This window comes from Kitasatospora papulosa (assembly GCF_000717245.1).
Classification (GTDB): Bacteria; Actinomycetota; Actinomycetes; order Streptomycetales; family Streptomycetaceae; genus Streptomyces; species Streptomyces papulosus.
Genome location: NZ_JNYQ01000013.1, coordinates 153,023 through 173,433 on the forward strand (window position 1 = coordinate 153,023; position 20,411 = coordinate 173,433).

Here is a 20,411-nt window from a genome sequence, read left to right on the forward strand (position 1 = left end):
GGGCCGGGCCTGCTGCTCAGCGGGCGGTCCGTGCGCGCCAGCCGTGGTCGACGGGGCCGATCCCGCCGCCCAGCGCGAAGCCGGCCCGGATCGCGCCGGTGACGTACTCCTTCGCGCCCCGCACCGCGGTCGGGACGTCCTGCCCGCGGGCGAGTCCGCAGGCGATGGCGGAGGCCAGGGTGCAGCCGGTGCCGTGGGTGTGCCGGTTGTCGTGCCGCGGTGCGCGGAGCCAGTGCTCCTCGTCACCGTCCGTCAGCAGGTCCACGGCGTCACCGGGCAGATGGCCGCCCTTGATCACCACCCAGCGCGGTCCGAAGGCGAGGACCTCCGCCGCGGCCCTGCGCATTCCCGTCTCGTCGGTGACGGTGACGCCGGTGAGCTGGGTCACCTCGTCGAGGTTCGGGGTGGCGACCGTGGCGACGGGCAGCAGCTTCGTGCGTACGGAGTCGAGGGCTTCGGCGGCGAGCAGCGCGTCCCCGTGCTTGGAGACCCCCACGGGGTCGACGACGACGGGTGCGCCGGTGCCGGCGAGGAGTCCGGCGACGGTGTCCACGATCACGGCCGAGGACAGCATGCCGGTCTTCACCGCCTGGACGCCGATGTCGTCGACCACGCTGCGGTACTGGGCGCGTACGGCGTCCGCGGGGAGCTCCCACGCGCCCTGCACGCCCAGCGAGTTCTGGGCGGTCACGGCGGTCAGCACACTCATGCCGTGGGTGCCGAGGGCCAGCATCGTCTTCAGGTCGGCCTGGACGCCCGCACCGCCGCCGGAGTCGGATCCGGCGACGGTGAGGACACGGGGCGGTATCGGGGCAGGTGCGCTCATGCCCCGGAATCTACTGGGCGTCCTCGATGGATCCGAAATGGTCCCAGCCGCCCTTGCTCGTCCAGGGCGCCCCGTCGACGGTGACCTGGGGCAGCGCCGAGGGGTTGAGAACCTCCCCGATGATCTTCCAGCGCGCGGGGAGCTTCACGTCGGACGGGAAGGTCGCCACGATCGCGTGGTCCTCTCCCCCGGTGAGCACCCACTGCAGCGGGTCGACGCCGACGGCCTGCCCGATGTCGGACATCTGCGACGGGATGTCGATGAGCCCGGACCGCAGGTCGATGCGGACCTTGCTGGCCTCGGCGATGTGCCCGAGGTCGGCGACGAGTCCGTCGCTGACGTCGGTCATGGCCGTGGCGCCCAGACCGGCCGCCGCCGGGCCCGCGTGGTACGGCGGTTCGGGGCGCCGGTGGGCCTCCACGAACGCCCGCGGCGAGCGGAACCCCCGGGAGAGCACGGCGAATCCGGCCGCGGACCAGCCGAGCCACCCGGTCACGGCCACGACGTCGCCGGGGCGGGCGCCGGCCCGGGTGACGGGTTCGTGGTTGCGCAGGTCGCCGAGCGCGGTGATCGAGACGGTGATGGTGTCGCCGCCGACGACATCGCCGCCGACCACGGCGGCACCGGCGACCTGGCACTCGTCGCGCAGGCCGTCCATGAGCTCGCCGGCCCAGGTGACGGGCAGGTCGGCCGGGACGACGAGGCCGAGGAGCAGCGCGGTGGGTACGGCGCCCATCGCCGCGATGTCGGCGAGGTTCTGCGCGGCGGCCTTGCGGCCGACGTCGTACGCCGTCGACCAGTCACGGCGGAAGTGCCGCCCTTCCAGCAGGATGTCCGTACTGGCCACGACCCTGCGGTCGGGAGCGGCCACGACCGCGGCGTCGTCGCCGGGCCCCAGCCGTACCGCCGGAGTGGTGGTGAGCCGGGACGTGAGCTCTCTGATGAGCCCGAACTCCCCCAACTCGCCCACAGTTCCCTTCACCGAGTGTCACCTCTCATCTATCGCACCGGACACCTGTCCGGGCTGCTTCAGCGGCCGGGGGCCCGGACCGTGGGCGGACGGCCCACGGAAGCCGGTGGCCCCGGGACGTGCGGGCATCACTGTCCCCCTTCCGCACCGGTGGGCTTGCGGTCGCGAGCGCCCACTGCTGTCGGTACCGTCGAGGGATACGTCAACTTCTGTGGTGCGTGCGCCACGCGGTGGGCGTCAACCGGCCCGTAGGTCTCCCCGCGGCCGGGGGCGACGCGATAACGTGGCGTCCCTTTCCCCCACATGATCCTCGTGGCCGCCCTGGAGGTTCCGTGGTACAGGCGTACATCCTCATCCAGACCGAGGTGGGCAAGGCGTCGATCGTCGCCGAGACCATCGCGAAACTCCCGGGAGTGATTCAGGCAGAGGACGTCACAGGTCCTTACGACGTGGTCGTGCGCGCGCAGGCCGACACGGTCGACGCGCTCGGTCGCATGGTGGTCGCCAAGGTCCAGCAGGTGGACGGCATCACGCGTACCCTGACCTGCCCGGTCGTCCACCTCTGACCCCTGTCTACGCTGGTCCGGTGACTCACACCTGCCGCCGGTCCCGCCGATCCCGTGTCCTCGCCCCCACCGCCGCCCTGCTCGTGCTGGTCGTGGCGGGATGTTCCGGTGGTGACCAGCCCTCGGTGGCGGTTCCCACGCCGTCGCCGGAGGCCGCCGGGTACTGCGGGGAACTGCACGAGGAACTGCCGGGAACCGTCGACGATCTGGAGCGGACCGATCCCTCACCGGACTCGGACCTGACCGCCGGCTGGGGGGACGGGGCGATCGTACTGCGCTGCGGCGTCCCCCGGCCCGCGAAGATGGACGATTCCCAGTCCAAGGCCGTCGACGCGGACGGCGTCAACTGGCTGCTGGAGCAGCGGGACGACGCCGGCCCCCGGTTCACGACCACCTACCGCAAGGCGTACGTCGAGGTGACGCTCGGGTCCGAGTACGCGCATGACATCACCCCGTTGTCCGCGTTCGCCGCGCCCGTGAAGAAGACGGTCCCCGACAGCCTGTGAGGGCCGCCCCGGCACGGGGCAGCCCTCACCCGCGGGGTCAGCGCAGGCCGGTGGAGCGGTTCAGCGCCGCCGTGATCAGCCGGTCCACCAGCTCCGGGTACTCCACCCCGCTCGCCTGCCACATGCGGGGGAACATCGAGATCGGAGTGAATCCCGGCATGGTGTTGACCTCGTTGATGACGAACGAGCCGTCGTCGGTGAGGAAGAAGTCGGCGCGCACCAGGCCCTCGCAGGAGGCGGCCTCGAACGCCTCGACGGCGAGCCGCTGCACCTGGGCGGTCTGCTCGTCGGTGAGCGGAGCGGGAACCAGACCGGCCGCCGAGTCGATGTACTTGGCCTCGAAGTCGTAGAAGTCGTGCGCGGTGACGGGCGGGATCTCGGCGGGCACGCTGGCGCGCGGTCCGTCCTCGAACTCCAGCACGCCGCACTCGATCTCCCGGCCGCTCAGCAGGGACTCCACGAGGAACTTGGGGTCGTGCCGGCGGGCCTCCTCGATCGCCTCGTCGAGACCGGCCGCGTCGTCGACCTTGGTGATGCCCATGGAGGAGCCGCCGCGGGCCGGCTTCACGAAGAGCGGCCAGCCGTGTTCGGCCGCGAACTCCATGACGCGCTTGCGGGCGGCCGGGCGGTCCGTGTCCCATTCCCGGGGGCGGACGACCTCGTACGGGCCGACCGGCAGGCCGAAGGAGACGAACACCCGCTTCATGTACTCCTTGTCCTGGCCGACGGCCGAGGACAGGACACCCGCGCCGACGTACGGCACGCCGGACAGCTCCAGGAACCCCTGGAGCGTGCCGTCCTCGCCGTAGGGGCCGTGCAGCACGGGGAAGACGACGTCGACCTCCCCCAGGACCTCGGGCACCGAACCGGGTTCGCCCACGACGACGTCACGGTTCCCCGGGTCGACGGAGAGCGCCACGGCGCCGCGTGCGGACCCGGCGAGCTGGTCCACGTCGGGCACCTGGCGGTCCGTGATGGCCATGCGGGCCGGATCGTCGGACGTGAGGACCCACCGTCCGTCCCTGGTGATACCGATCGGCAGGACGTCGTACTTCGTCCGGTCGAGGGCGCTCATGACGGCGCCGGCCGTGACGACCGAGATGCCGTGTTCGGAGCTCCGGCCGCCGAACACGACGGCCACACGCGGCTTGCGGCCCGGCTCGGAGCGCTGCTCGGAGCTCAGGGGGCCCTCAGGGCTCTGGGGGAGGTTCTGGCTGCTCATATCGCGACGAGCGTACCTGCTGGTAGGGCTCGAGTCAGCGTCGCTCGGGCTTGGCGCTGCGCGACATCAGCTCCTTGAGCGCGACGACCGGCGGCTTGCCCTCGTGGACGATGCCCACGACGGTCTCGGTGATCGGCATGTCGACGCCGTGCCTGCGCGCCAGATCCAGCACGGACTCGCAGGACTTGACGCCCTCGGCGGTCTGGCTGGTGACGGCCACGGTCTCCTGGAGCGTCATCCCCCGCCCGAGGTTGGTACCGAAGGTGTGGTTGCGCGAGAGGGGCGAGGAGCAGGTCGCCACCAGGTCGCCGAGTCCGGCCAGTCCGGAGAAGGTGAGCGGGTCGGCGCCCATGGCGAGGCCGAGCCGGGTGGTCTCGGCGAGGCCGCGGGTGATGAGGGAGCCCTTGGCGTTGTCGCCGAGGCCCATGCCGTCGGCGATGCCCACGGCGAGGCCGATGACGTTCTTCACGGCGCCGCCGAGCTCGCAGCCGACCACGTCGGTGTTGGTGTACGGGCGGAAGTACGGGGTGTGGCAGGCGGCCTGGAGGCGCCGGGCGACGTCCTCGTCCGGGCAGGCGACGACGGCCGCGGCGGGGCGGCGTTCGGCGATCTCCTTGGCGAGGTTGGGGCCGGTGATGACGGCGATCCGGTCCGGGGTGACCGCGGTGACGTCCGCGATGACCTCGCTCATCCGCTTGGCGGTGCCGAGTTCGACGCCCTTCATCAGGGAGACGAGGACCGTCTGCGGCTCGAGGTGATGCGCCCAGTCCGCCAGATTGGCGCGCAGGGTCTGCGAGGGCACGACGAGGACCGCGAAGTCGGCGCCGCGCAGCGCCTCCGCGGGGTCCGTGGTGGCCCGGACCGACTCGGGCAGTTCGACGCCCGGCAGGTAGTCCGGGTTGGTACGGGTCGTGTTGACGGCCTCGGCGACCTCGGCGCGGCGGCCCCAGAGGGTGACCTCGCAGCCGGCGTCGGCGAGGACCACGGCGAAGGCCGTACCCCATGAGCCGGTTCCGAAGACGGCCGCCTTGACGGGGTGCGTCACGTCGTTCCCTTTCCCTCTGCCTTGCGCCGCTGTTCAGCACGGGCCTTGCGGTGATCGTAGAGCTCGGCGGGCGCCTTCTCGCCGCGCACGTCCTCGAGCTGGGCGGTGACCGCGGCCATGATGGTCTCGGTCGCCTGGCGCAGGACGTCGGGCGTCGGCTCCAGGCCGTAGTACGGGGTGAGGTCGACAGGCGGTCCCGCCTGCACCCGCAGGGTCTTGCGGGGGAACAGCCGGAGCTTGTTCTCCTTGGCGTAGGGCGGCATCGCGAGGTTCGCGCCCCACTGGGCGACGGGGATGACCGGAGCCTTGGTCATCAACGCGACCCGGGCCGCGCCGGTCTTGCCGGCCATCGGCCACATGTCGGGGTCCCGGGTGAGCGTGCCCTCGGGGTAGAAGGCGACGCACTCGCCCCGCTCGATGGCGTCGACGGCGGCCCGGAAGGCGTCGAGGGCGTTGGTCGACTCGCGGTAGACGGGGATCTGCCCGGTACCGCGCAGGATCATTCCGACGAACGGCGTCCTGAAGAGACCCGCCTTGGCGAGCAGCCGCGGGACGCGTCCGGTGTTGTACTGGAAATGCCCGTAGGACAGGGGGTCCAGGTACGAGTTGTGATTGACCGCGGTGATGAATCCGCCATCGGCCGGAATGTGCTCCATTCCCCGCCAGTCCCGCTTGAACAGAACCACCAGGGGCGGTTTTGCGATGGCCGCCGCCAGGCGGTACCAGAAGCCGATTCTGCGGCGGGACACTCGGACGCCTTCCTCTAGGAACTGAGCTGCTGCGGGGCTCGTGGCGCTGCTGCCTCGCCCGGGGGCCCCTGCTGTGGAGAACACCGTACGCCTCACCTGTGGGGGGCGGACCTCCCGGTTGTCGTACCGGCAGGCGAGAATAAGGGCTGATGCGCACGGAGGGGGAGATCGCCACGAACACCGACCCGACCGGCCCCTGGTCCCTGGTCGTCCCGCTGAAACCTCTCGCACGGGCCAAGAGCAGGCTCGGGCGGGCGGTGGGTGAGGCTCTGCGTCCCCGCATGGCCCTGGCGTTCGCACAGGACACCGTGTCGGCCGCCCTGTCCTGCCGGGCGGTGGCGGATGTGGTGGTCGTCACGGACGACCCGGTGGCCGGGGCGGCGCTGAACGCCCTCGGCGCGCGCGTCGTGAGGGACGCGCCGGCGGCCGGTCTCAACGCGGCGCTGGAACACGGTGCGCGGTCGGTGCGGGCGCGAAGGCCGGGTGCGGCGGTGGCCGCGCTCAACGCGGATCTGCCCGCCCTGCGTCCCGCCGAATTGGGGCGGGTGCTCGAATTCTCCGGCGCATTTCCCCGCGCCTTTCTCGGTGATACCCAGGGAATCGGCACCACATTTCTTTCCGCGATGCCCGGAGTGGAATTGCGGCCGGCCTTCGGCGGGGCGTCCCGGGCGCGGCACCTCTCGTCGGGGGCGGTCGAGATCACGCTGCCGGGTCTCGAATCCGTCCGCAGGGACGTGGACACGGCCGACGATCTGGAGGAGGCGCTGGCACTGGGGGTGGGACGGTTCACCGCGGGCCCGTCGGCCCCGGTGGCGCACGCCGCGGACCGATAGGCTGCCGCACATGCAGGCGACCTCGTTCACGTACGACTCCGGGACACGCAGCGGCAGCGTGCTGCTCGACGACGGCACACCGGTGGACTTCGACGCGGCGGCGTTCGACGCGGGAGGGCTGCGACTGCTGCGTCCGGGGCAGCGGGTGCGGATCGAGACCGAGGGTGAGGGCACCACGCTGCGGATCACCCTGGTGACGCTGCAGACGCTCTGAACGGGCCCTGAACAGCCCGCGGGCCGGGCTCCCCGAGGGGAGCCCGGCCCGGCGCGTGTGAGGAGCGAGCGGTGCCCGGTCTCACTTCTTGCGTGCGGTGACCTTCTTGGCTGTGGTCTTGCGTGCCGTGGTCTTCTTCGCGGGCGCCTTCTTCGCCGTGGTCTTCTTGGCGGGCGCCGTCTTGGCCGCGACGGTCTTCTTCGTGGCCGTCGCCTTCTTCGCCGGGGTCGCCTTCTTCGCCGCCGCCGTGGTCTTCTTCGCGGCCGCGGCGGTGGTCTTCTTGGCCGTGGTCTTCTTCGCGGCGGTGGTCTTCTTCGCAGCCGCCGTGGCCTTCTTGGCGGTGGCCTTCTTGGCCGTGGCCTTCTTGGCGGCCGCCTTCGCCGTGGTGCGGGTGGAAGAACCGCCCGAGAGGCTGCCCTTGGGCGCCTTCTTGACCGAGACCTCGCCGCCCTTGGGGAGCTTCTTGGAGCCGCTCACCAGGTCCTTGAAGCCCTGTCCCGCGCGGAAACGGGGCACGGAGGTCTTCTTGACCCGCACGCGCTCACCGGTCTGGGGGTTGCGGGCGTACCGGGCGGGACGGTCGACCTTCTCGAACGAGCCGAAGCCTGTGACCGAGACACGGTCCCCGGCGACGACCGCGCGGACGATGGCGTCGAGAACCACGTCGACGGCGTCCGCGGCCTGCTGGCGGCCTCCGACCTTGTCGGCAATCGCTTCTACGAGCTGCGCCTTGTTCACGTCTTCCCCTTCGGAGACATTGCCGGAACGAAACTGTTCAGGCTTTTTCGCACGTTAGGCAGATATATACCGCAAATCAAACACGAAACGGGCTAATCACCCTAGTGCCGCAACGAAGTCGACCGCCACGCTGTCCGCGGAGTCAGTCACCTTCGGGGAATCGGCCCTCATCGAGGTCCTTCATCAGACGGTCCAGACGCCTTGCCGCGCCTGGGAGATCGTGCTTAGCCGCGGCCGTGACGACCAACAGCTTCCGGGACAGCGCCATCCGTACGCCCTCCGGGACTTGCAGTGCGCGCACCTTTGAGTGCGCTTCCTTCAATCGGTCGGCGACGTGGCCGTAGAGCTCGAGTTGGCTGTCGCGTTCCATGCACCGATTGTGCCATCTGGGGCGAGTTGTCGCCCGAGGGGGTCTCAACAAGCGACTGCGCCCCCTGCCGGGCGGCAGGGGGCGCAGTTCGGGAAAAGCGCTGCTCAGGCGTCAATCGTACGCGGCTTGTGGGACGGCCTGGCCGCCTCGTAAGTCGCAATGTCCGCTTCGTTCTGAAGAGTGAGGCTGATGTCGTCGAGCCCGTTCAGCAGTCGCCAGCGGGCGTTCTCGTCGAGCTCGAAGTCGGCCGTGACGCCTTCCGCGAGGACCTGTCGCTTCTCCAGATCGACCGTGATCTCGGCGGTCGGGTCGGCCTCGCTCAGCTCCCAGAGCCTGTCGACGACCTTCTGGTCGAGGACGACGGTCAACAGACCGTTCTTCAGGGAGTTGCCCCGGAAGATGTCGGCGAAGCGGGAGGAGATGACGGCCTTGAAGCCGTAGTTCTGGAGGGCCCAGACCGCGTGCTCACGCGAGGAGCCCGTGCCGAAGTCGGGGCCGGCGACCAGAACCGAGGCGCCCGCGCGCTCCGGGCGGTTGAGGACGAAGTTCTCGTCCTTGCGCCAGGCCTCGAAGAGCCCGTCCTCGAAGCCGTCGCGGGTGACCTTCTTCAGCCAGTGCGCGGGGATGATCTGGTCGGTGTCGACGTTGCTGCGGCGCAGCGGGACGGCCCGGCCGGTGTGTGCGGTGAATGCTTCCATGGCTCTCAGACTCCGGCGGGCGTACGGACGTCGGACAGATCGGCGGGCGAGGCCAGATGGCCCAGCACGGCGGTGGCGGCTGCGACCTGCGGGGACACCAGGTGGGTACGGCCGCCCTTGCCCTGCCGGCCCTCGAAGTTCCGGTTCGAGGTGGAGGCGGAGCGCTCGCCGGGGGCCAGCTGGTCGGGGTTCATGCCGAGGCACATCGAGCAGCCCGCGTGCCGCCATTCGGCGCCGGCGGCGGTGAAGACCTTGTCCAGGCCCTCCTCGACGGCCTGGAGAGCGACCCGGACGGAGCCCGGGACGACCAGCATCCGTACGCCGTCGGCGACTTTGCGGCCCTCCAGGACCGAGGCGGCGTTCCGCAGGTCCTCGATGCGTCCGTTGGTGCAGGAACCCACGAAGACGGTGTCGACGCCGATCTCGCGCAGCGGCTGGCCCGCGGTCAACCCCATGTACTCCAGGGCCTTTTCGGCGGCATGGCGCTCCGAGGCGTCCTCGTACGAAGCGGGATCGGGGACGTTGGCCGACAGGGGCGCGCCCTGGCCGGGGTTGGTGCCCCAGGTGACGAACGGCGCGAGCGAGGCGCCGTCGATGACGACCTCGGCGTCGAAGACGGCGTCGTCGTCGGTGCGCAGCGTCTTCCAGTACTCCACCGCCGCGTCCCAGTCCTTGCCCTCGGGCGCGTGGTCGCGGCCCTTCAGATAGGCGAAGGTGGTCTCGTCGGGAGCGATCATGCCCGCGCGGGCACCGGCCTCGATCGACATGTTGCAGATGGTCATCCGGGCCTCCATCGAGAGCTTCTCGATGGCGGAGCCGCGGTATTCGAGGATGTAGCCCTGGCCGCCGCCGGTGCCGATCCGGGCGATGATCGCCAGGATCAGGTCCTTGGCGGTGACGCTGTCGGGGAGCTCGCCCTCGACGGTGATCGCCATGGTCCTGGGGCGGGCCAGCGGCAGCGTCTGGGTGGCCAGGACGTGCTCGACCTGGCTGGTGCCGATGCCGAAGGCCAGCGCTCCGAAAGCGCCGTGGGTGGAGGTGTGCGAGTCACCGCAGACGACCGTGGTGCCGGGCTGGGTCAGGCCGAGCTGGGGGCCGACGACGTGCACGACGCCCTGCTCGACGTCACCCAGCGGGTGCAGCCGGACGCCGAACTCCGCGCAGTTCTTGCGCAGGGTCTCCAGCTGGGCGCGGGAGACCGGGTCGGCGATCGGCTTGTCGATGTCGAGGGTCGGGGTGTTGTGGTCCTCGGTGGCGATGGTGAGGTCGAGGCGCCGCACCGGCCGGCCGGCCTGACGCAGACCGTCGAACGCCTGCGGGCTGGTCACCTCGTGCAGCAGGTGCAGATCGATGAAGAGGAGGTCGGGCTCGCCATCGGCGCGCCGGACGACGTGGTCGTCCCAGACCTTCTCCGCGAGTGTCCTACCCATCGCTTTCCCTCCGGCCGGCGTCTTCGCCGGCCCAACTAGAGATTCGGTTGCCGCCGCCCGGACCCCCGACCGGGGCGGTGGCTGCGGGCCGTCGTACGGCCGCACGTACAGGTTCGCAACTTCCGGGGAAAATTGAACTTGCGTTTCACAGAGTGAGACGCGAGTATCGTCGTATGGACAACTCTAGCGGCGTCGGCGTTCTCGACAAGGCAGCTCTGGTATTGAGCGCCCTGGAGTCCGGTCCGGCCACCCTCGCCGGGCTGGTCGCGGCGACAGGGCTCGCACGGCCCACGGCACACCGACTGGCCGTGGCACTCGAACACCACCGCATGGTGGCGAGGGACATGCAGGGCCGGTTCATTCTCGGCCCCCGGCTCGCGGAGCTCGCGGCCGCGGCAGGCGAGGACCGCCTCCTGGCGACGGCCGGACCCGTACTCACACATCTGCGGGACATCACCGGGGAGAGCGCGCAGCTCTACCGCCGGCAGGGCGACATGCGGATCTGCGTGGCGGCCGCGGAGCGGCTGTCCGGTCTGCGGGACACCGTGCCGGTCGGCTCCACCCTCACGATGAAGGCGGGCTCCTCCGCGCAGATCCTGATGGCCTGGGAGGAGCCGGAGCGCCTGCACCGGGGCCTGCAAGGGGCCCGCTTCACGGCGACGGCCCTCTCGGGGGTACGCCGTCGTGGCTGGGCCCAGTCGATCGGCGAGCGCGAGCCGGGCGTGGCCTCGGTCTCGGCCCCCGTGCGCGGGCCGTCGAACCGGGTCGTGGCCGCGGTGTCCGTCTCGGGCCCGATCGAGCGCCTCACCCGCCACCCGGGCCGGATGCACGCGCAGGCCGTCATCGACTCGGCGGCACGGCTGAGCGAAGCCCTGCGCCGCACGGGCTGATGCCCGCGTTACCCCGACCCCTTCCGGCCGCCCCAGCGTCGTGGCGGCCCAACTCACCTGCCGCACCGCCGTGATGAGCCTCCCCCGTGGTCCGGCTCAGGCGGGAGCGTCCCTCGCGCGGACACGAAGAAGGCCCCTCACCGAAGTGAAGGGCCTTTTCCTGCTGCTGTGTTGTACCCCCGACCGGATTCGAACCGGCGCTACTGCCGTGAGAGGGCAGCGTGCTAGGCCGCTACACAACGGGGGCCCTAGCGATCCTCACCCGGCCACAGCCGGATGTTTTCACCGAAGAACGTGGGTGCGACCCAGATGTTCTCGCGGGATGGATCTGTACCCCCGACCGGATTCGAACCGGCGCTACTGCCGTGAGAGGGCAGCGTGCTAGGCCGCTACACAACGGGGGCTTGTTACTTCGGTCTTGCGCTGGGCTACCAGGACTCGAACCTAGAATGACGGTACCAGAAACCGTAGTGTTGCCAATTACACCATAGCCCACTGAAACGCAACCCCTGGGGGTATTATTTCTGTCTGCGCTTCCCGGCCGGATCTTTCGGCCCGCTCGGGCGGCGCAGGAAGAACATTACCTGAAGGTGTCCGGCGCTCCAAAACGGGTATCGCCGGCCAGCAGACCGGGAAGCTCGTGCAGACCGGTGATCCGCACGAGTTCGGGACGTCCGCCCCGGCCTTCCCGGTCCAGCCAGATGCCCGTCAGCCCGGCGGCGACGGCGCCGCCCGCGTCGATGTCGGGTTCGTTCCCCACGTAGGCCACCTCCTGCGGCAAGAGCTCCAGGACCTCGCAGGCGGCGTGGAAGGCCCCCGCGTCCGGCTTGGAGACACCCAACTCGACGGCGCACACCACCGCCTCGAAGCGGTCCCGCACCCCGAGGGCGCGCAGCTTGCGGTCCTGGTGGTGGATGCTCGAGTTCGACAGGACGGCGTGCCGGTACGCGTCGGCCAGCAGGTCCAGCACCGGCACGGTGTCCGGGAAGAGCGTCCACGCGGCCTCGTAGTGGGCGGCGTGCCGGCCGAACCACGCGTCGGCCTCGGCGTCGCCCAGCGGCTTCCCGAGGAACGCCCGCACGCGCTCCCGCCGCTGCCCCGGGAAGTCGAGCTCCCCTTCGGCGAACCGCGCCCAGTGCACGTCGGTGACGGCCTTCCAGACGTCGAGGGCGTGATCGGGCGACGTGTACGCCGCGGGCAGTCCCTCGATCTCCAGGTGCCTGCGCATGCCGACGCGATCGGCTCCCGAGTAGTCGAAGATCGTGTCGTCGATGTCCCAGAGAACCGCTCGGATCGGCATGCGGCCAGATTAGCGGCGTACGCCCCGCGTCACCTGCCGTTCCGACGCACACGACGGGGTGGCCACCCTGCAGGGCGGCCACCCCGTCGTGTGCGTCGGACGTTACGCGGCGAGCTTCGCCAGCGCCGCGTCGATGCGGGCGATCGTCTTCTCGCGGCCCAGGATCTCCAGGGACTCGAAGAGCGGCAGGCCGACCGTGCGGCCGGTGACGGCGACGCGGACCGGGGCCTGCGCCTTGCCCAGCTTCAGGCCGTGCTTCTCGCCGGCGGTGAGGACGGCCGTCTTGAGGGCCTCGGCGTTCCACTCGGCGGCCGTCAGCTCGGCGCGGGCCGTGACCAGCAGGGCGTCGGAGCCCTCCTTCATGGCCTTCGCCCAGGACGCCTCGTCCTCGACGGGCTCGTCCAGGAAGAGGAAGTCGACGTTGGCCGTGATGTCCGAGAGAACCGTCACACGCGTCTGGGCGTGCGGGGCGATCTCGGCGAACTGCTCCGCGTCGAAGGCCTCGGGCGCCCAGGGCGCGAAGGGAGCCTTCAGCCAGGGTCCGCAGGCCTCGGTGAACGTCTTCACGTCGAGCATGCGCAGGTGCTCGGCGTTGATGTGCTCGGCCTTCTTCAGGTCGAAGCGGGCCGGGTTGGCGTTGACGTCGGCGATGTCGAACGCCGCCACCAGCTCGTCGCGGCCGAAGATGTCGCGGTCCTCGGCGATCGACCAGCCCAGCAGCGAGAGGTAGTTGAGCAGCCCCTCGGGAAGGAAGCCGCGCTCGCGGTAGAGGTTGAGCGAGGCCTGCGGGTCACGCTTGGAGAGCTTCTTGTTGCCCTCCCCCATGACGTACGGGAGGTGGCCGAAGGCCGGGGTGCTCTTGGCGACGCCCAGCTCGGTGAGCGCCCGGTAAAGGGCGATCTGGCGCGGGGTGGAGGAGAGCAGGTCCTCGCCGCGCAGGACGTGGGTGATCTCCATCAGGGCGTCGTCGACCGGGTTGACGAGCGTGTAGAGGGGAGCGCCGTTGGCCCGGACGATGCCGTAGTCCGGGACGTTCTCCGGCTGGACCGTGATGTCGCCGCGGACCAGGTCGGTGAAGGTGATGGCCTCGTCGGGCATCCGGAAGCGGACGATCGAGGTACGGCCCTCGGCCTCGTACGCCGCCTTCTGCTCGTCGCTCAGGTCCCGGCAGTGGCCGTCGTAGCCCGACGGCTTGCCGGCCGCCCGGGCGGCGTCACGGCGGGCGTCGAGCTCCTCGGTGGTGCAGTAGCAGGGGTACGCGTGCCCGGCGTCCAGGAGCTTGTCGGCGACGTCCTTGTAGAGGTCCATCCGCTGCGACTGGCGGTAGGGCTCGTGCGGGCCGCCGACCTCGGGGCCCTCGTCCCAGTCGAGGCCGAGCCAGCGCATGGAGTCGAGCAGCTGCCGGTAGGACTCCTCGGAGTCACGGGCCGCGTCGGTGTCCTCGATGCGGAAGACCAGGGTGCCCTGGTGGTGCCGGGCGAAGGCCCAGTTGAACAGGGCCGTCCGGACCAGGCCCACGTGGGGGTTACCGGTCGGGGAGGGACAGAAACGTACACGGACAGGGGGGTTAGCCACGCTTGATCACCTTGTTGGTGAGAGTGCCGATGCCTTCGATGGTGACGGCGACCTCGTCGCCGACGTGCAGGGGGCCGACCCCTGCGGGGGTCCCGGTGAGGATCACGTCGCCGGGGAGCAGCGTCATGGCCTCCGTGATGTGGACGACCAGGTCCTCGACGGAGCGGACCATGTCGCTCGTCCGGCCGAGCTGACGCTGCTCACCGTTGACCGTGGCCTGGATGGCCAGGTCGCCGGGGTCGACGTCGGTCTCCACCCAGGGGCCGAGCGGGCACGAGGTGTCGAACCCCTTGGCCCGGGCCCACTGGCTCTCGCGCCGCTGGACGTCACGTGCGGTGACGTCGTTGGCGCAGGTGTAGCCGAAGATGACGTCCTTGACGCGCTCACGCGGAACCTCGCGGCACATACGGCCGATCACCACGGCCAGCTCGGCCTCGTGGTGCAGTTCCTCGGAGAAGGAGGGGTACTCGATGGAGTCACCCGCGCCGATCACGGAGGTGGTCGGCTTGAAGAAGGCGACGGGCACATCGGGGACCTCGTTGCCCATCTCGGCGGCGTGTTCCGCGTAGTTGCGGCCGATGGCCACGACCTTGTTGGGAAGCACGGGCGGCAGCAGCCGGACCTTCTTCAGCGGGACCTTGGTCCCGGAGAGTTCGAAGTCGGTGTACGGGATGCCCTTGATGATGTCGAGGACGAGGCTGTCGGGGCTGTCGCCCTCGACCGCGCCGAAGGCGACATTGCCGTCGATGGAGAACCTGGCGATGCGCACGGGATGCTGTCGCCCCTCACTTGCTGGCTGGCTGAAGACTGACGCTCCAGGCTATCGCTCCGCCGGGCGGGGCGCCGCGACGGCGCGGGTGAGGGGCCCGCTCGCGGATCGCGGCCGGGGCGGCCGTTACGGCGCCGCCGTGACCGGGGCTTCCATGAGGATGGTGCGGCGCGGGTTGGCCGTCTGGGTGGGCAGGTCGACGGCGTGCTCCCGCTGCTCCGGCGTCTGCAGTGCTGCGGCGTCCGCGAGGTGCGCCAGCGTCGTGCGCCGGGGGTTGGCAATGTTGCGGAACGTCATCGTCGTCTTCATCTGCCGTCTGGACCCTTGTCGCTCGGGCGCCGCCCGGAGGGGCGCCGGTTGTCGGATTCGCTATCCCTGTAAAGCGCCAGGCTAAACATCCGATTCCCTGCCATGGCCGGGATGAGACGGCGATCATCGTGTGAGTTTGCTCACGAAGTTGCCGACAAAAGGCCCATTGCAGACAGATGATCTCCGCAAGCAAACCAGACAATACGTCACTGAATCTGGCATTCCGCTCCCGATCATGGCGTCTGGGACACCCGTCACCCCCAGGAAGTCCACCCGCAATCACCCGGTTTGACCCTGAACACGCTCCACGCCTTGTTACTCATCCATCACACCGTGTCATCCAGGTCACAGCCCGGTACACGGCCCTTGTTGGAGATCCATCACTGTGCTGGAATTCCACGCACCGCCGCGGGTTTCAGGCCCAACGCGCAGGGGCGCAACGCAGCGCCGAGTGGCGGCGGGAGGGGGAAGTACGCCGGTCACTCACGACCACCATGGGGCGCGTCCAGCGCCCCACGACGCCGACACCGTCCCGGCGCGCCCACGCGCGGAGGGACGCCTGGTCCAGAGGTTGCGACGCTAGTGCAGGGACGTTTCAAGAGGGATGGCATGGGGTCGCCCCAGCCCCGCCAGGGCCGAGGGGACACCCCGGCGGATCAGGAGCCGCGCGGCGGGAACGACCGCGGTTCCTCGCCCCAGCACGCCCAGAACGCCGGTGCGGCCGGTGATGGCGGCGACCGTGCGCAGCAGTCCGGCACCACGGCCGTGGGCGGCGCGGAGGCGACCGAGCCCCGGACGCCTGCCGGGTCCACATCGGCCGGCTCCCGCATGGCGCTGCGCAACTGGCGCATCAGCACGCGTCTGGTCTCGCTGCTGGCTCTCCCCGTGGTCGCGGCGACCACGCTGGGCGGGCTGCGCATCAACGAGTCCATGAACGACATGGACCAGCTGGAGCACATGCAGCTGCTCACGAAGATGACCAAGCAGGCGACCGCGCTCGCCATCGCGCTGCAGGACGAGCGCGACAAGTCGGCCGGCCCGCTGTCGAACGGCGTGAAGGCCACCGACTACAAGGTCACCCAGCCCCGTGAGCGCACCGACCGCGCGAAGGCCGCCTTCCTCGACGCGACCGACGAGATCGGCAACACCCCCGGCGACGTCGCGCTGGACAGCATCCACGCGAGCGTCAGCCAGATCAGCACCCAGCTGGGCAACATCACCAGCATCCGCAAGGACGCGTACGCGCCCGACAGCCCGAGCCTCAACACGATCGACCAGTACAGCCAGCTGATCACCTCGCTGCTGAGCCTGTCGCAGGACATGGCGCAGGCCACCAGCAACCCGGAGATGATCAAGCGCACGCGTGCGCTGGCGGCCTTCTCCTCCTCGAAGGAGTACGCGTCGGTCGTGCGCGCCATCATCGCCGGGGCGCTCCCCGGCGGCGACAGCGGCGAGACGCACCTGAACGACAACGACCAGGCGTTCGGGCGCAACGCGCTCGGCAAGGCGAGCTCGACCCTCAAGACGTTCGAGACGACCTACGAGTCCTCGGGCAGGAGCTCCGCGGAGCTGCTGGCCCCGCTGGACAACGGGAACCCCGAGATCACCGCCGCCGACATCTACGCCAAGAAGGTGCTCGACAGCCCTCTCGGCATGGAGGGCAGCGGCGGCAAGACGCGTACCTACATGGACTGGTACGACCAGAGCTCGAACAAGATCCAGGCGATGAAGACCATCGAGGAGACCCTCCTCGGTGAGATGGAGAGCAAGGCTCGCGATCTGCGTGAGGAGTCGCAGCGCGACGCGATCCTCAACGGTGCGATCATCCTCATCGTCCTCGGGGTGTCGCTGGTCGGCGCGTTCGTCGTGGCGCGCTCCATGATCCGCTCGCTCCGCCGCCTCCAGGACACCGCGACCCGGGTCGCCCAGGACCGGCTGCCCGAGCTCGTCAGGCAGCTCTCCGAGACGGACCCGCAGGACGTCGACACGTCCGTCGAGTCGGTCGGTGTGCACTCCCGGGACGAGATCGGCCAGGTGGCCGCGGCCTTCGACGACGTGCACCGCGAGGCGGTCCGTCTGGCCGCCGAGCAGGCGCTGCTGCGAGGCAACGTCAACGCGATGTTCACCAACCTCTCGCGCCGCAGCCAGGGCCTCATCCAGCGTCAGCTCTCGCTCATCTCCGAACTGGAGTCCCGCGAGGCCGACCCGGACCAGCTCTCCTCGCTGTTCAAGCTCGACCACCTCGCGACCCGTATGCGCCGTAACGGCGAGAACCTCCTCGTCCTCGCGGGTGAGGAGCCCGGCCGCCGGTGGACGCGGCCCGTGCCGCTGGTCGACGTGCTCCGTGCCGCCGCCTCCGAGGTGGAGCAGTACGAGCGCATCGAACTGGCCGCGGTGCCCGCCACCGAGGTCGCCGGCCGCGTGGTCAACGACCTCGTGCACCTGCTCGCGGAGCTGCTGGAGAACGCCACGTCGTTCTCCTCGCCGCAGACGAAGGTGCGCGTCACCGGTCACGCGCTGCCCGACGGCCGTGTGCTCGTCGAGATCCACGACACCGGTATCGGCCTCTCCCCCGAGGACCTGGCAGCGATCAACGAGCGGCTCGCCGCGCCGCCCACCGTGGACGTCTCGGTGTCGCGCCGCATGGGTCTGTTCGTGGTCGGCCGGCTGTCCCTGCGTCACGGCATCCGCATCCAGCTGCGGCCCTCCGACTCCGGCGGTACGACCGCACTGGTCATGCTGCCCATGGAGGTCGCGCACGGCGGCAAGCAGCCGCCGAAGCCGGCTCAGGGCAAGGGCCCGCAGGGCGGCGGCGCTCCGGGCGGGCTGCTGGGCGGCGGCGGTCCCGCCTCCGGCGGTCAGCGTCCGGGCCTCGGCGGCCCCGCGGCACCTCCCGCCATGGGGCTGGGCTCGTCCGCTCCGCGTGGGCAGGTCGGTGCGGGTTCCTCACCCCGCGCCGCGCTGCCCTCGCGCGACGGCGGAGCACGTCAGCAGGGCCTCGGCCAGCAGGGTCCCTCCCTGCCCGGTCAGGGCCGAACCGATTCCCCGCGTCAGGGCGGCGGCCTCGCCGGCGCCTTCACCGGCGGCGCACGGCCCGGCGCACGCTCCCCGCAGGACCCCTCGGCCGGTGCGGACTCCGGCCGGCCCAACCTCTTCGGGCACTCCGGCCAGCAGAGCGGTCCCGCGCGGCAGAATCCGCAGCAGGCCCAGCTCGGACAGGGCGGACAGCAGCCCGGCGGTCCCGGCCGTCAGCTGCCGCCCTCCGGCGGACCGCGTGCCGAGCTGCCGGGTGGCAACCCGCAGCCTCAGCGCCCGCAGAACACCAGCTGGGGCGTCGAGGAGCAGGGTGGCGCCAGGCGCCCGCAGCCGGATTCTCCGCGCGGTCACGAGGAGCACGACGCCGGCCGCTTCGCCAGGCCCGGCACCTCCGCCCCGAACCAGCAGTTCAGCCCGCCGGACCAGCGTCCGCCGATGAACGACCGTCAGGGCCCCGCCGCAACCGCGGAGTTCGCCCGTCCCGACTTCTCGGCACCGCAGGCGCCCATGGCTCCGCAGGGTCAGGACCCGGCGAGCACCGCGCAGTTCGCCCGACCCGACTTCAACGCCCCGATGCCGCAGGACCAGGTCTTCGGCGGCCAGCCTCCGATGTCTCAGGACCAGGGCTTCGGCGGCCAGGCCTCCATGCCGCAGGACCAGGGCTTCGGTGGCTACGCCCCGCAGTACCCGCAGGCGCCCGCGCCTCACCACGGCGACGACGGCGGATTCGGCGCACCGCGTCAGCCGGCCCCGTCCGTGGATGAGCTGCCGCAGCGTCCGGCCCTGCCTCAGCAGTCCGAGGCGCTGCCGCCGGCCGGTCCGGGTGACGGGCGCACGCCGCTGTTCGACACGCTGGAGACCAACTGGTTCCACGGACCGCAGCAGGGCGGCCAGCAGCCGCCCGCCGCACCGCAGGAACCGGTCGCTCCCCAGCCCGCCGACGCCCCGCCCCCGGCAATGCCGCGGCGAGGGGCGGCCGACACCGGCGCCACCAGTTCGTGGCGCGCTTCGCCCAACGACGAACTCGTGCGTCAGGCGGAGCGGGTCAAGAAGCCCGCAGCGGGCGGGATCACCACCTCCGGACTGCCCCGCCGTGTCCCACGTGCCAATTTGGTTCCGGGCACTGCTCAGCAGCAGAATCATCAGTCCGGACCTCAGGTCTCGCGTGCGCCCGATGACGTACGCGGCCGTCTGACCAATCTCCGCCGGGGCATCCAGCAGGGACGGCAGGCCAACACCGGCTCGTCGACCGGCAGTTTCCAACTCGGCCCCACTCACCAGCAGGAGCGTTAGTTGAGCCCGATGAGTCAGGCCGCACAGAATCTGAACTGGCTGATCACCAACTTCGTGGACAACACCCCAGGGGTGTCCCACACGGTGGTGGTCTCCGCGGACGGCCTGCTGCTGGCGATGTCCGAAGGTTTCCCGCGCGACCGCGCCGATCAGCTGGCGGCCGTCGCCTCCGGCCTGACGTCGCTGACAGCGGGTGCCTCCCGGATCTTCGAAGGCGGCGCCGTGAGCCAGACGGTCGTGGAGATGGAGAGGGGTTTCCTCTTCCTCATGTCCATCTCCGACGGATCGTCACTCGCCGTCCTCGCCCACCCGGACGCGGACATCGGCCTGGTCGGGTACGAGATGGCTCTCCTCGTGGACCGCGCGGGGACCGTCCTCACCCCTGACCTCCGTGCCGAGCTACAAGGAAGTCTGCTCCACTAGACGGCCATGCGGCAGACACCTGACACGATCCCCCCAGGTACTACTCAAAACCCTCACCCGTCCGGCCGAAACAGCCCCTCACCGGCCACCTTCAGACGGCAAGCCGACACCCTGCTGTCACGCCCGGAGGATTTATGACCCCGCCACCCGCCTCACCAGATCCGTACGGCGCACTGCACCACGCGTCGTACGACGGTGAGGGCGATCAGCCGCTGGTGCGCCCGTACGCCATGACCGGCGGACGGACCCGGCCGCGTTACCAGCTCGCGATAGAGGCGCTGGTCAGCACCACCGCGGACCCCGCCCACCTCGGGACCCTGCTGCCCGAGCACCAGCGGATCTGCCACCTGTGCCGTGAGGTCAAGTCGGTGGCCGAGGTCTCGGCCCTGCTGTCCATGCCCCTGGGCGTGGCGCGGATCCTCGTGGCGGACCTGGCGGAAGCCGGCATGGTGGCCATCCACCAGCCGGGCAACGGAGAGGCCGGCGGCGCGCCGGATGTGACACTGCTCGAAAGGGTGCTCAGTGGACTTCGCAAGCTCTAGCGGCGGGACGGCCCGCTCCACCACCTCGGCGAAGATCGTGGTGGCAGGGGGCTTCGGCGTGGGTAAGACCACGTTTGTCGGTGCCGTTTCGGAGATCAATCCGCTGC

At 70.5% G+C, this 20,411-nt stretch carries 21 protein-coding genes, 3 tRNA genes and 1 pseudogene; 9 read left to right on the forward strand and 16 right to left on the reverse strand.

The genetic code is table 11. The features are described from left to right. Positions 1-16 precede the first annotated feature (16 nt). Together thiD and IA22_RS0127745 are read right to left on the reverse strand one after the other, a co-directional pair. Positions 17-826, reverse strand: a complete 810-nt coding sequence (thiD, locus tag IA22_RS0127740) for a bifunctional hydroxymethylpyrimidine kinase/phosphomethylpyrimidine kinase (protein WP_030125180.1) — start codon at positions 824-826, stop codon at positions 17-19. Positions 827-836: 10 nt separating this feature from the next. Beyond that, the gene (locus IA22_RS0127745; protein WP_014153839.1) at positions 837-1,808 is read right to left on the reverse strand and encodes a thiamine-phosphate kinase; all 972 of its coding nucleotides are present in this window, start codon (positions 1,806-1,808) and stop codon (positions 837-839) included. 320 nt (positions 1,809-2,128) lie between these two features. Between IA22_RS0127745 and IA22_RS0127750 the strand changes: the two genes are divergently transcribed. Both IA22_RS0127750 and IA22_RS0127755 read left to right on the forward strand, forming a co-directional pair. Then, a complete protein-coding gene (locus IA22_RS0127750) occupies positions 2,129-2,362 on the forward strand; it encodes an Lrp/AsnC ligand binding domain-containing protein (protein ID WP_014153840.1) in 234 nt (77 codons plus the stop codon). A gap of 20 nt (positions 2,363-2,382) precedes the next feature. Continuing rightward, entirely contained in the window at positions 2,383-2,868 is a 486-nt protein-coding gene (locus IA22_RS0127755; protein ID WP_015578892.1) for a DUF3515 domain-containing protein, read from the forward strand. Positions 2,869-2,905: 37 nt separating this feature from the next. Here the strand turns inward: IA22_RS0127755 and IA22_RS0127760 are convergent, their stop codons facing one another. The 3 genes from IA22_RS0127760 to IA22_RS0127770 are packed head-to-tail and all read right to left on the reverse strand — an operon-like array spanning position 2,906 to position 5,884. Beyond that, positions 2,906-4,090 carry a D-alanine--D-alanine ligase family protein gene (locus tag IA22_RS0127760; RefSeq protein WP_030125181.1) on the reverse strand — a complete coding sequence of 395 codons (1,185 nt, stop codon included), beginning with the start codon at positions 4,088-4,090 and terminating at the stop codon, positions 2,906-2,908. Between the two features lie 34 nt (positions 4,091-4,124). After that, positions 4,125-5,135, reverse strand: a complete 1,011-nt coding sequence (locus tag IA22_RS0127765; RefSeq protein WP_014153843.1) for an NAD(P)H-dependent glycerol-3-phosphate dehydrogenase — start codon at positions 5,133-5,135, stop codon at positions 4,125-4,127. Continuing rightward, positions 5,132-5,884 carry a lysophospholipid acyltransferase family protein gene (locus IA22_RS0127770; protein WP_014153844.1) on the reverse strand — a complete coding sequence of 251 codons (753 nt, stop codon included), beginning with the start codon at positions 5,882-5,884 and terminating at the stop codon, positions 5,132-5,134. The genes IA22_RS0127765 and IA22_RS0127770 overlap by 4 nt, the downstream gene beginning before the upstream one ends. Before the next feature lie 149 nt (positions 5,885-6,033). On the opposite strand from IA22_RS0127770, the gene cofC reads away from it, so the two are divergent. Further along, positions 6,034-6,717 (forward strand): 2-phospho-L-lactate guanylyltransferase, encoded by a 684-nt coding sequence (gene cofC, locus IA22_RS0127775; RefSeq protein WP_014153845.1) that lies wholly within the window; start codon positions 6,034-6,036, stop codon positions 6,715-6,717. A 10-nt stretch (positions 6,718-6,727) separates the two neighbouring features. Continuing rightward, a complete protein-coding gene (locus IA22_RS0127780) occupies positions 6,728-6,931 on the forward strand; it encodes a hypothetical protein (RefSeq protein ID WP_030125182.1) in 204 nt (67 codons plus the stop codon). Between the two features lie 81 nt (positions 6,932-7,012). Here the strand turns inward: IA22_RS0127780 and IA22_RS0127785 are convergent, their stop codons facing one another. The 4 genes from IA22_RS0127785 to leuC form a co-directional block, all read right to left on the reverse strand. Then, positions 7,013-7,669, reverse strand: a complete 657-nt coding sequence (locus IA22_RS0127785; protein WP_030125183.1) for an HU family DNA-binding protein — start codon at positions 7,667-7,669, stop codon at positions 7,013-7,015. 142 nt (positions 7,670-7,811) lie between these two features. Then, a complete protein-coding gene (locus IA22_RS0127790) occupies positions 7,812-8,039 on the reverse strand; it encodes an SCO5555 family protein (protein WP_014153848.1) in 228 nt (75 codons plus the stop codon). 104 nt (positions 8,040-8,143) lie between these two features. Continuing rightward, positions 8,144-8,737: a 3-isopropylmalate dehydratase small subunit gene (leuD, locus tag IA22_RS0127795; protein WP_014153849.1), complete on the reverse strand. Its 594-nt coding sequence runs from the start codon at positions 8,735-8,737 to the stop codon at positions 8,144-8,146. A 5-nt stretch (positions 8,738-8,742) separates the two neighbouring features. Beyond that, positions 8,743-10,167, reverse strand: coding sequence for a 3-isopropylmalate dehydratase large subunit (gene leuC, locus IA22_RS0127800; RefSeq protein WP_014153850.1), 1,425 nt, complete (start codon positions 10,165-10,167; stop codon positions 8,743-8,745). A gap of 173 nt (positions 10,168-10,340) precedes the next feature. On the opposite strand from leuC, the gene ndgR reads away from it, so the two are divergent. Further along, entirely contained in the window at positions 10,341-11,057 is a 717-nt protein-coding gene (ndgR, locus tag IA22_RS0127805; RefSeq protein ID WP_014048551.1) for an IclR family transcriptional regulator NdgR, read from the forward strand. A gap of 174 nt (positions 11,058-11,231) precedes the next feature. Here the strand turns inward: ndgR and IA22_RS0127810 are convergent. The 7 genes from IA22_RS0127810 to IA22_RS0127840 all read right to left on the reverse strand — a co-directional run bounded on the left by IA22_RS0127810 (position 11,232) and on the right by IA22_RS0127840 (position 15,010). Next, a tRNA-Glu gene (locus IA22_RS0127810) sits at positions 11,232-11,304 on the reverse strand. 84 nt (positions 11,305-11,388) lie between these two features. Then, positions 11,389-11,461: transfer RNA gene (locus tag IA22_RS0127815), tRNA-Glu, on the reverse strand. 19 nt (positions 11,462-11,480) lie between these two features. Beyond that, a tRNA-Gln gene (locus tag IA22_RS0127820) sits at positions 11,481-11,552 on the reverse strand. A gap of 85 nt (positions 11,553-11,637) precedes the next feature. Further along, positions 11,638-12,357 carry an HAD family hydrolase gene (locus IA22_RS0127825; protein ID WP_030125184.1) on the reverse strand — a complete coding sequence of 240 codons (720 nt, stop codon included), beginning with the start codon at positions 12,355-12,357 and terminating at the stop codon, positions 11,638-11,640. A gap of 102 nt (positions 12,358-12,459) precedes the next feature. Then, a complete protein-coding gene (gene gltX, locus IA22_RS0127830) occupies positions 12,460-13,932 on the reverse strand; it encodes a glutamate--tRNA ligase (protein ID WP_030125185.1) in 1,473 nt (490 codons plus the stop codon). Beyond that, positions 13,925-14,701 (reverse strand): fumarylacetoacetate hydrolase family protein, encoded by a 777-nt coding sequence (locus IA22_RS0127835; RefSeq protein ID WP_014153853.1) that lies wholly within the window; start codon positions 14,699-14,701, stop codon positions 13,925-13,927. Before IA22_RS0127835 ends, gltX begins: the two co-directional genes overlap by 8 nt. A 126-nt stretch (positions 14,702-14,827) precedes the next feature. Beyond that, positions 14,828-15,010 carry a hypothetical protein gene (locus IA22_RS0127840; protein WP_014153854.1) on the reverse strand — a complete coding sequence of 61 codons (183 nt, stop codon included), beginning with the start codon at positions 15,008-15,010 and terminating at the stop codon, positions 14,828-14,830. 609 nt (positions 15,011-15,619) lie between these two features. Here IA22_RS0127840 and IA22_RS0127845 point away from each other — a divergent pair. From IA22_RS0127845 to IA22_RS35445, 4 genes and pseudogenes are all read left to right on the forward strand, one after another. Then, complete coding sequence (locus IA22_RS0127845) at positions 15,620-19,339, forward strand: nitrate- and nitrite sensing domain-containing protein (RefSeq protein ID WP_038273067.1); 3,720 nt, start codon at positions 15,620-15,622, stop codon at positions 19,337-19,339. 9 nt (positions 19,340-19,348) lie between these two features. Next, the gene (locus tag IA22_RS0127850; protein ID WP_006127850.1) at positions 19,349-19,762 is read left to right on the forward strand and encodes a roadblock/LC7 domain-containing protein; all 414 of its coding nucleotides are present in this window, start codon (positions 19,349-19,351) and stop codon (positions 19,760-19,762) included. A 134-nt stretch (positions 19,763-19,896) separates the two neighbouring features. Continuing rightward, the gene (locus tag IA22_RS0127855) at positions 19,897-20,304 is read left to right on the forward strand and encodes a DUF742 domain-containing protein (RefSeq protein WP_003966010.1); all 408 of its coding nucleotides are present in this window, start codon (positions 19,897-19,899) and stop codon (positions 20,302-20,304) included. Further along, a pseudogene (locus IA22_RS35445) lies at positions 20,285-20,411 on the forward strand (ATP/GTP-binding protein); the annotation flags it as partial. The gene IA22_RS0127855 and the pseudogene IA22_RS35445, both read left to right, overlap by 20 nt.

Bases quoted from the DNA above. Each gene is read 5' to 3' on its own strand.
- thiD (WP_030125180.1), bottom strand. From the start codon at position 826: ATGAGCGCACCTGCCCCGATACCGCCCCGTGTCCTCACCGTCGCCGGA.
- IA22_RS0127760 (WP_030125181.1), bottom strand. From the start codon at position 4,090: ATGAGCAGCCAGAACCTCCCCCAGAGCCCTGAGGGCCCCCTGAGCTCC.
- cofC (WP_014153845.1), top strand. From the start codon at position 6,034: ATGCGCACGGAGGGGGAGATCGCCACGAACACCGACCCGACCGGCCCC.
- IA22_RS0127780 (WP_030125182.1), top strand. From the start codon at position 6,728: ATGCAGGCGACCTCGTTCACGTACGACTCCGGGACACGCAGCGGCAGC.
- IA22_RS0127790 (WP_014153848.1), bottom strand. From the start codon at position 8,039: ATGGAACGCGACAGCCAACTCGAGCTCTACGGCCACGTCGCCGACCGA.
- leuD (WP_014153849.1), bottom strand. From the start codon at position 8,737: ATGGAAGCATTCACCGCACACACCGGCCGGGCCGTCCCGCTGCGCCGC.
- leuC (WP_014153850.1), bottom strand. From the start codon at position 10,167: ATGGGTAGGACACTCGCGGAGAAGGTCTGGGACGACCACGTCGTCCGG.
- ndgR (WP_014048551.1), top strand. From the start codon at position 10,341: ATGGACAACTCTAGCGGCGTCGGCGTTCTCGACAAGGCAGCTCTGGTA.
- IA22_RS0127825 (WP_030125184.1), bottom strand. From the start codon at position 12,357: ATGCCGATCCGAGCGGTTCTCTGGGACATCGACGACACGATCTTCGAC.
- IA22_RS0127840 (WP_014153854.1), bottom strand. From the start codon at position 15,010: ATGAAGACGACGATGACGTTCCGCAACATTGCCAACCCCCGGCGCACG.
- IA22_RS0127845 (WP_038273067.1), top strand. From the start codon at position 15,620: ATGGGGTCGCCCCAGCCCCGCCAGGGCCGAGGGGACACCCCGGCGGAT.
- IA22_RS0127850 (WP_006127850.1), top strand. From the start codon at position 19,349: ATGAGTCAGGCCGCACAGAATCTGAACTGGCTGATCACCAACTTCGTG.
- IA22_RS0127855 (WP_003966010.1), top strand. From the start codon at position 19,897: ATGACCCCGCCACCCGCCTCACCAGATCCGTACGGCGCACTGCACCAC.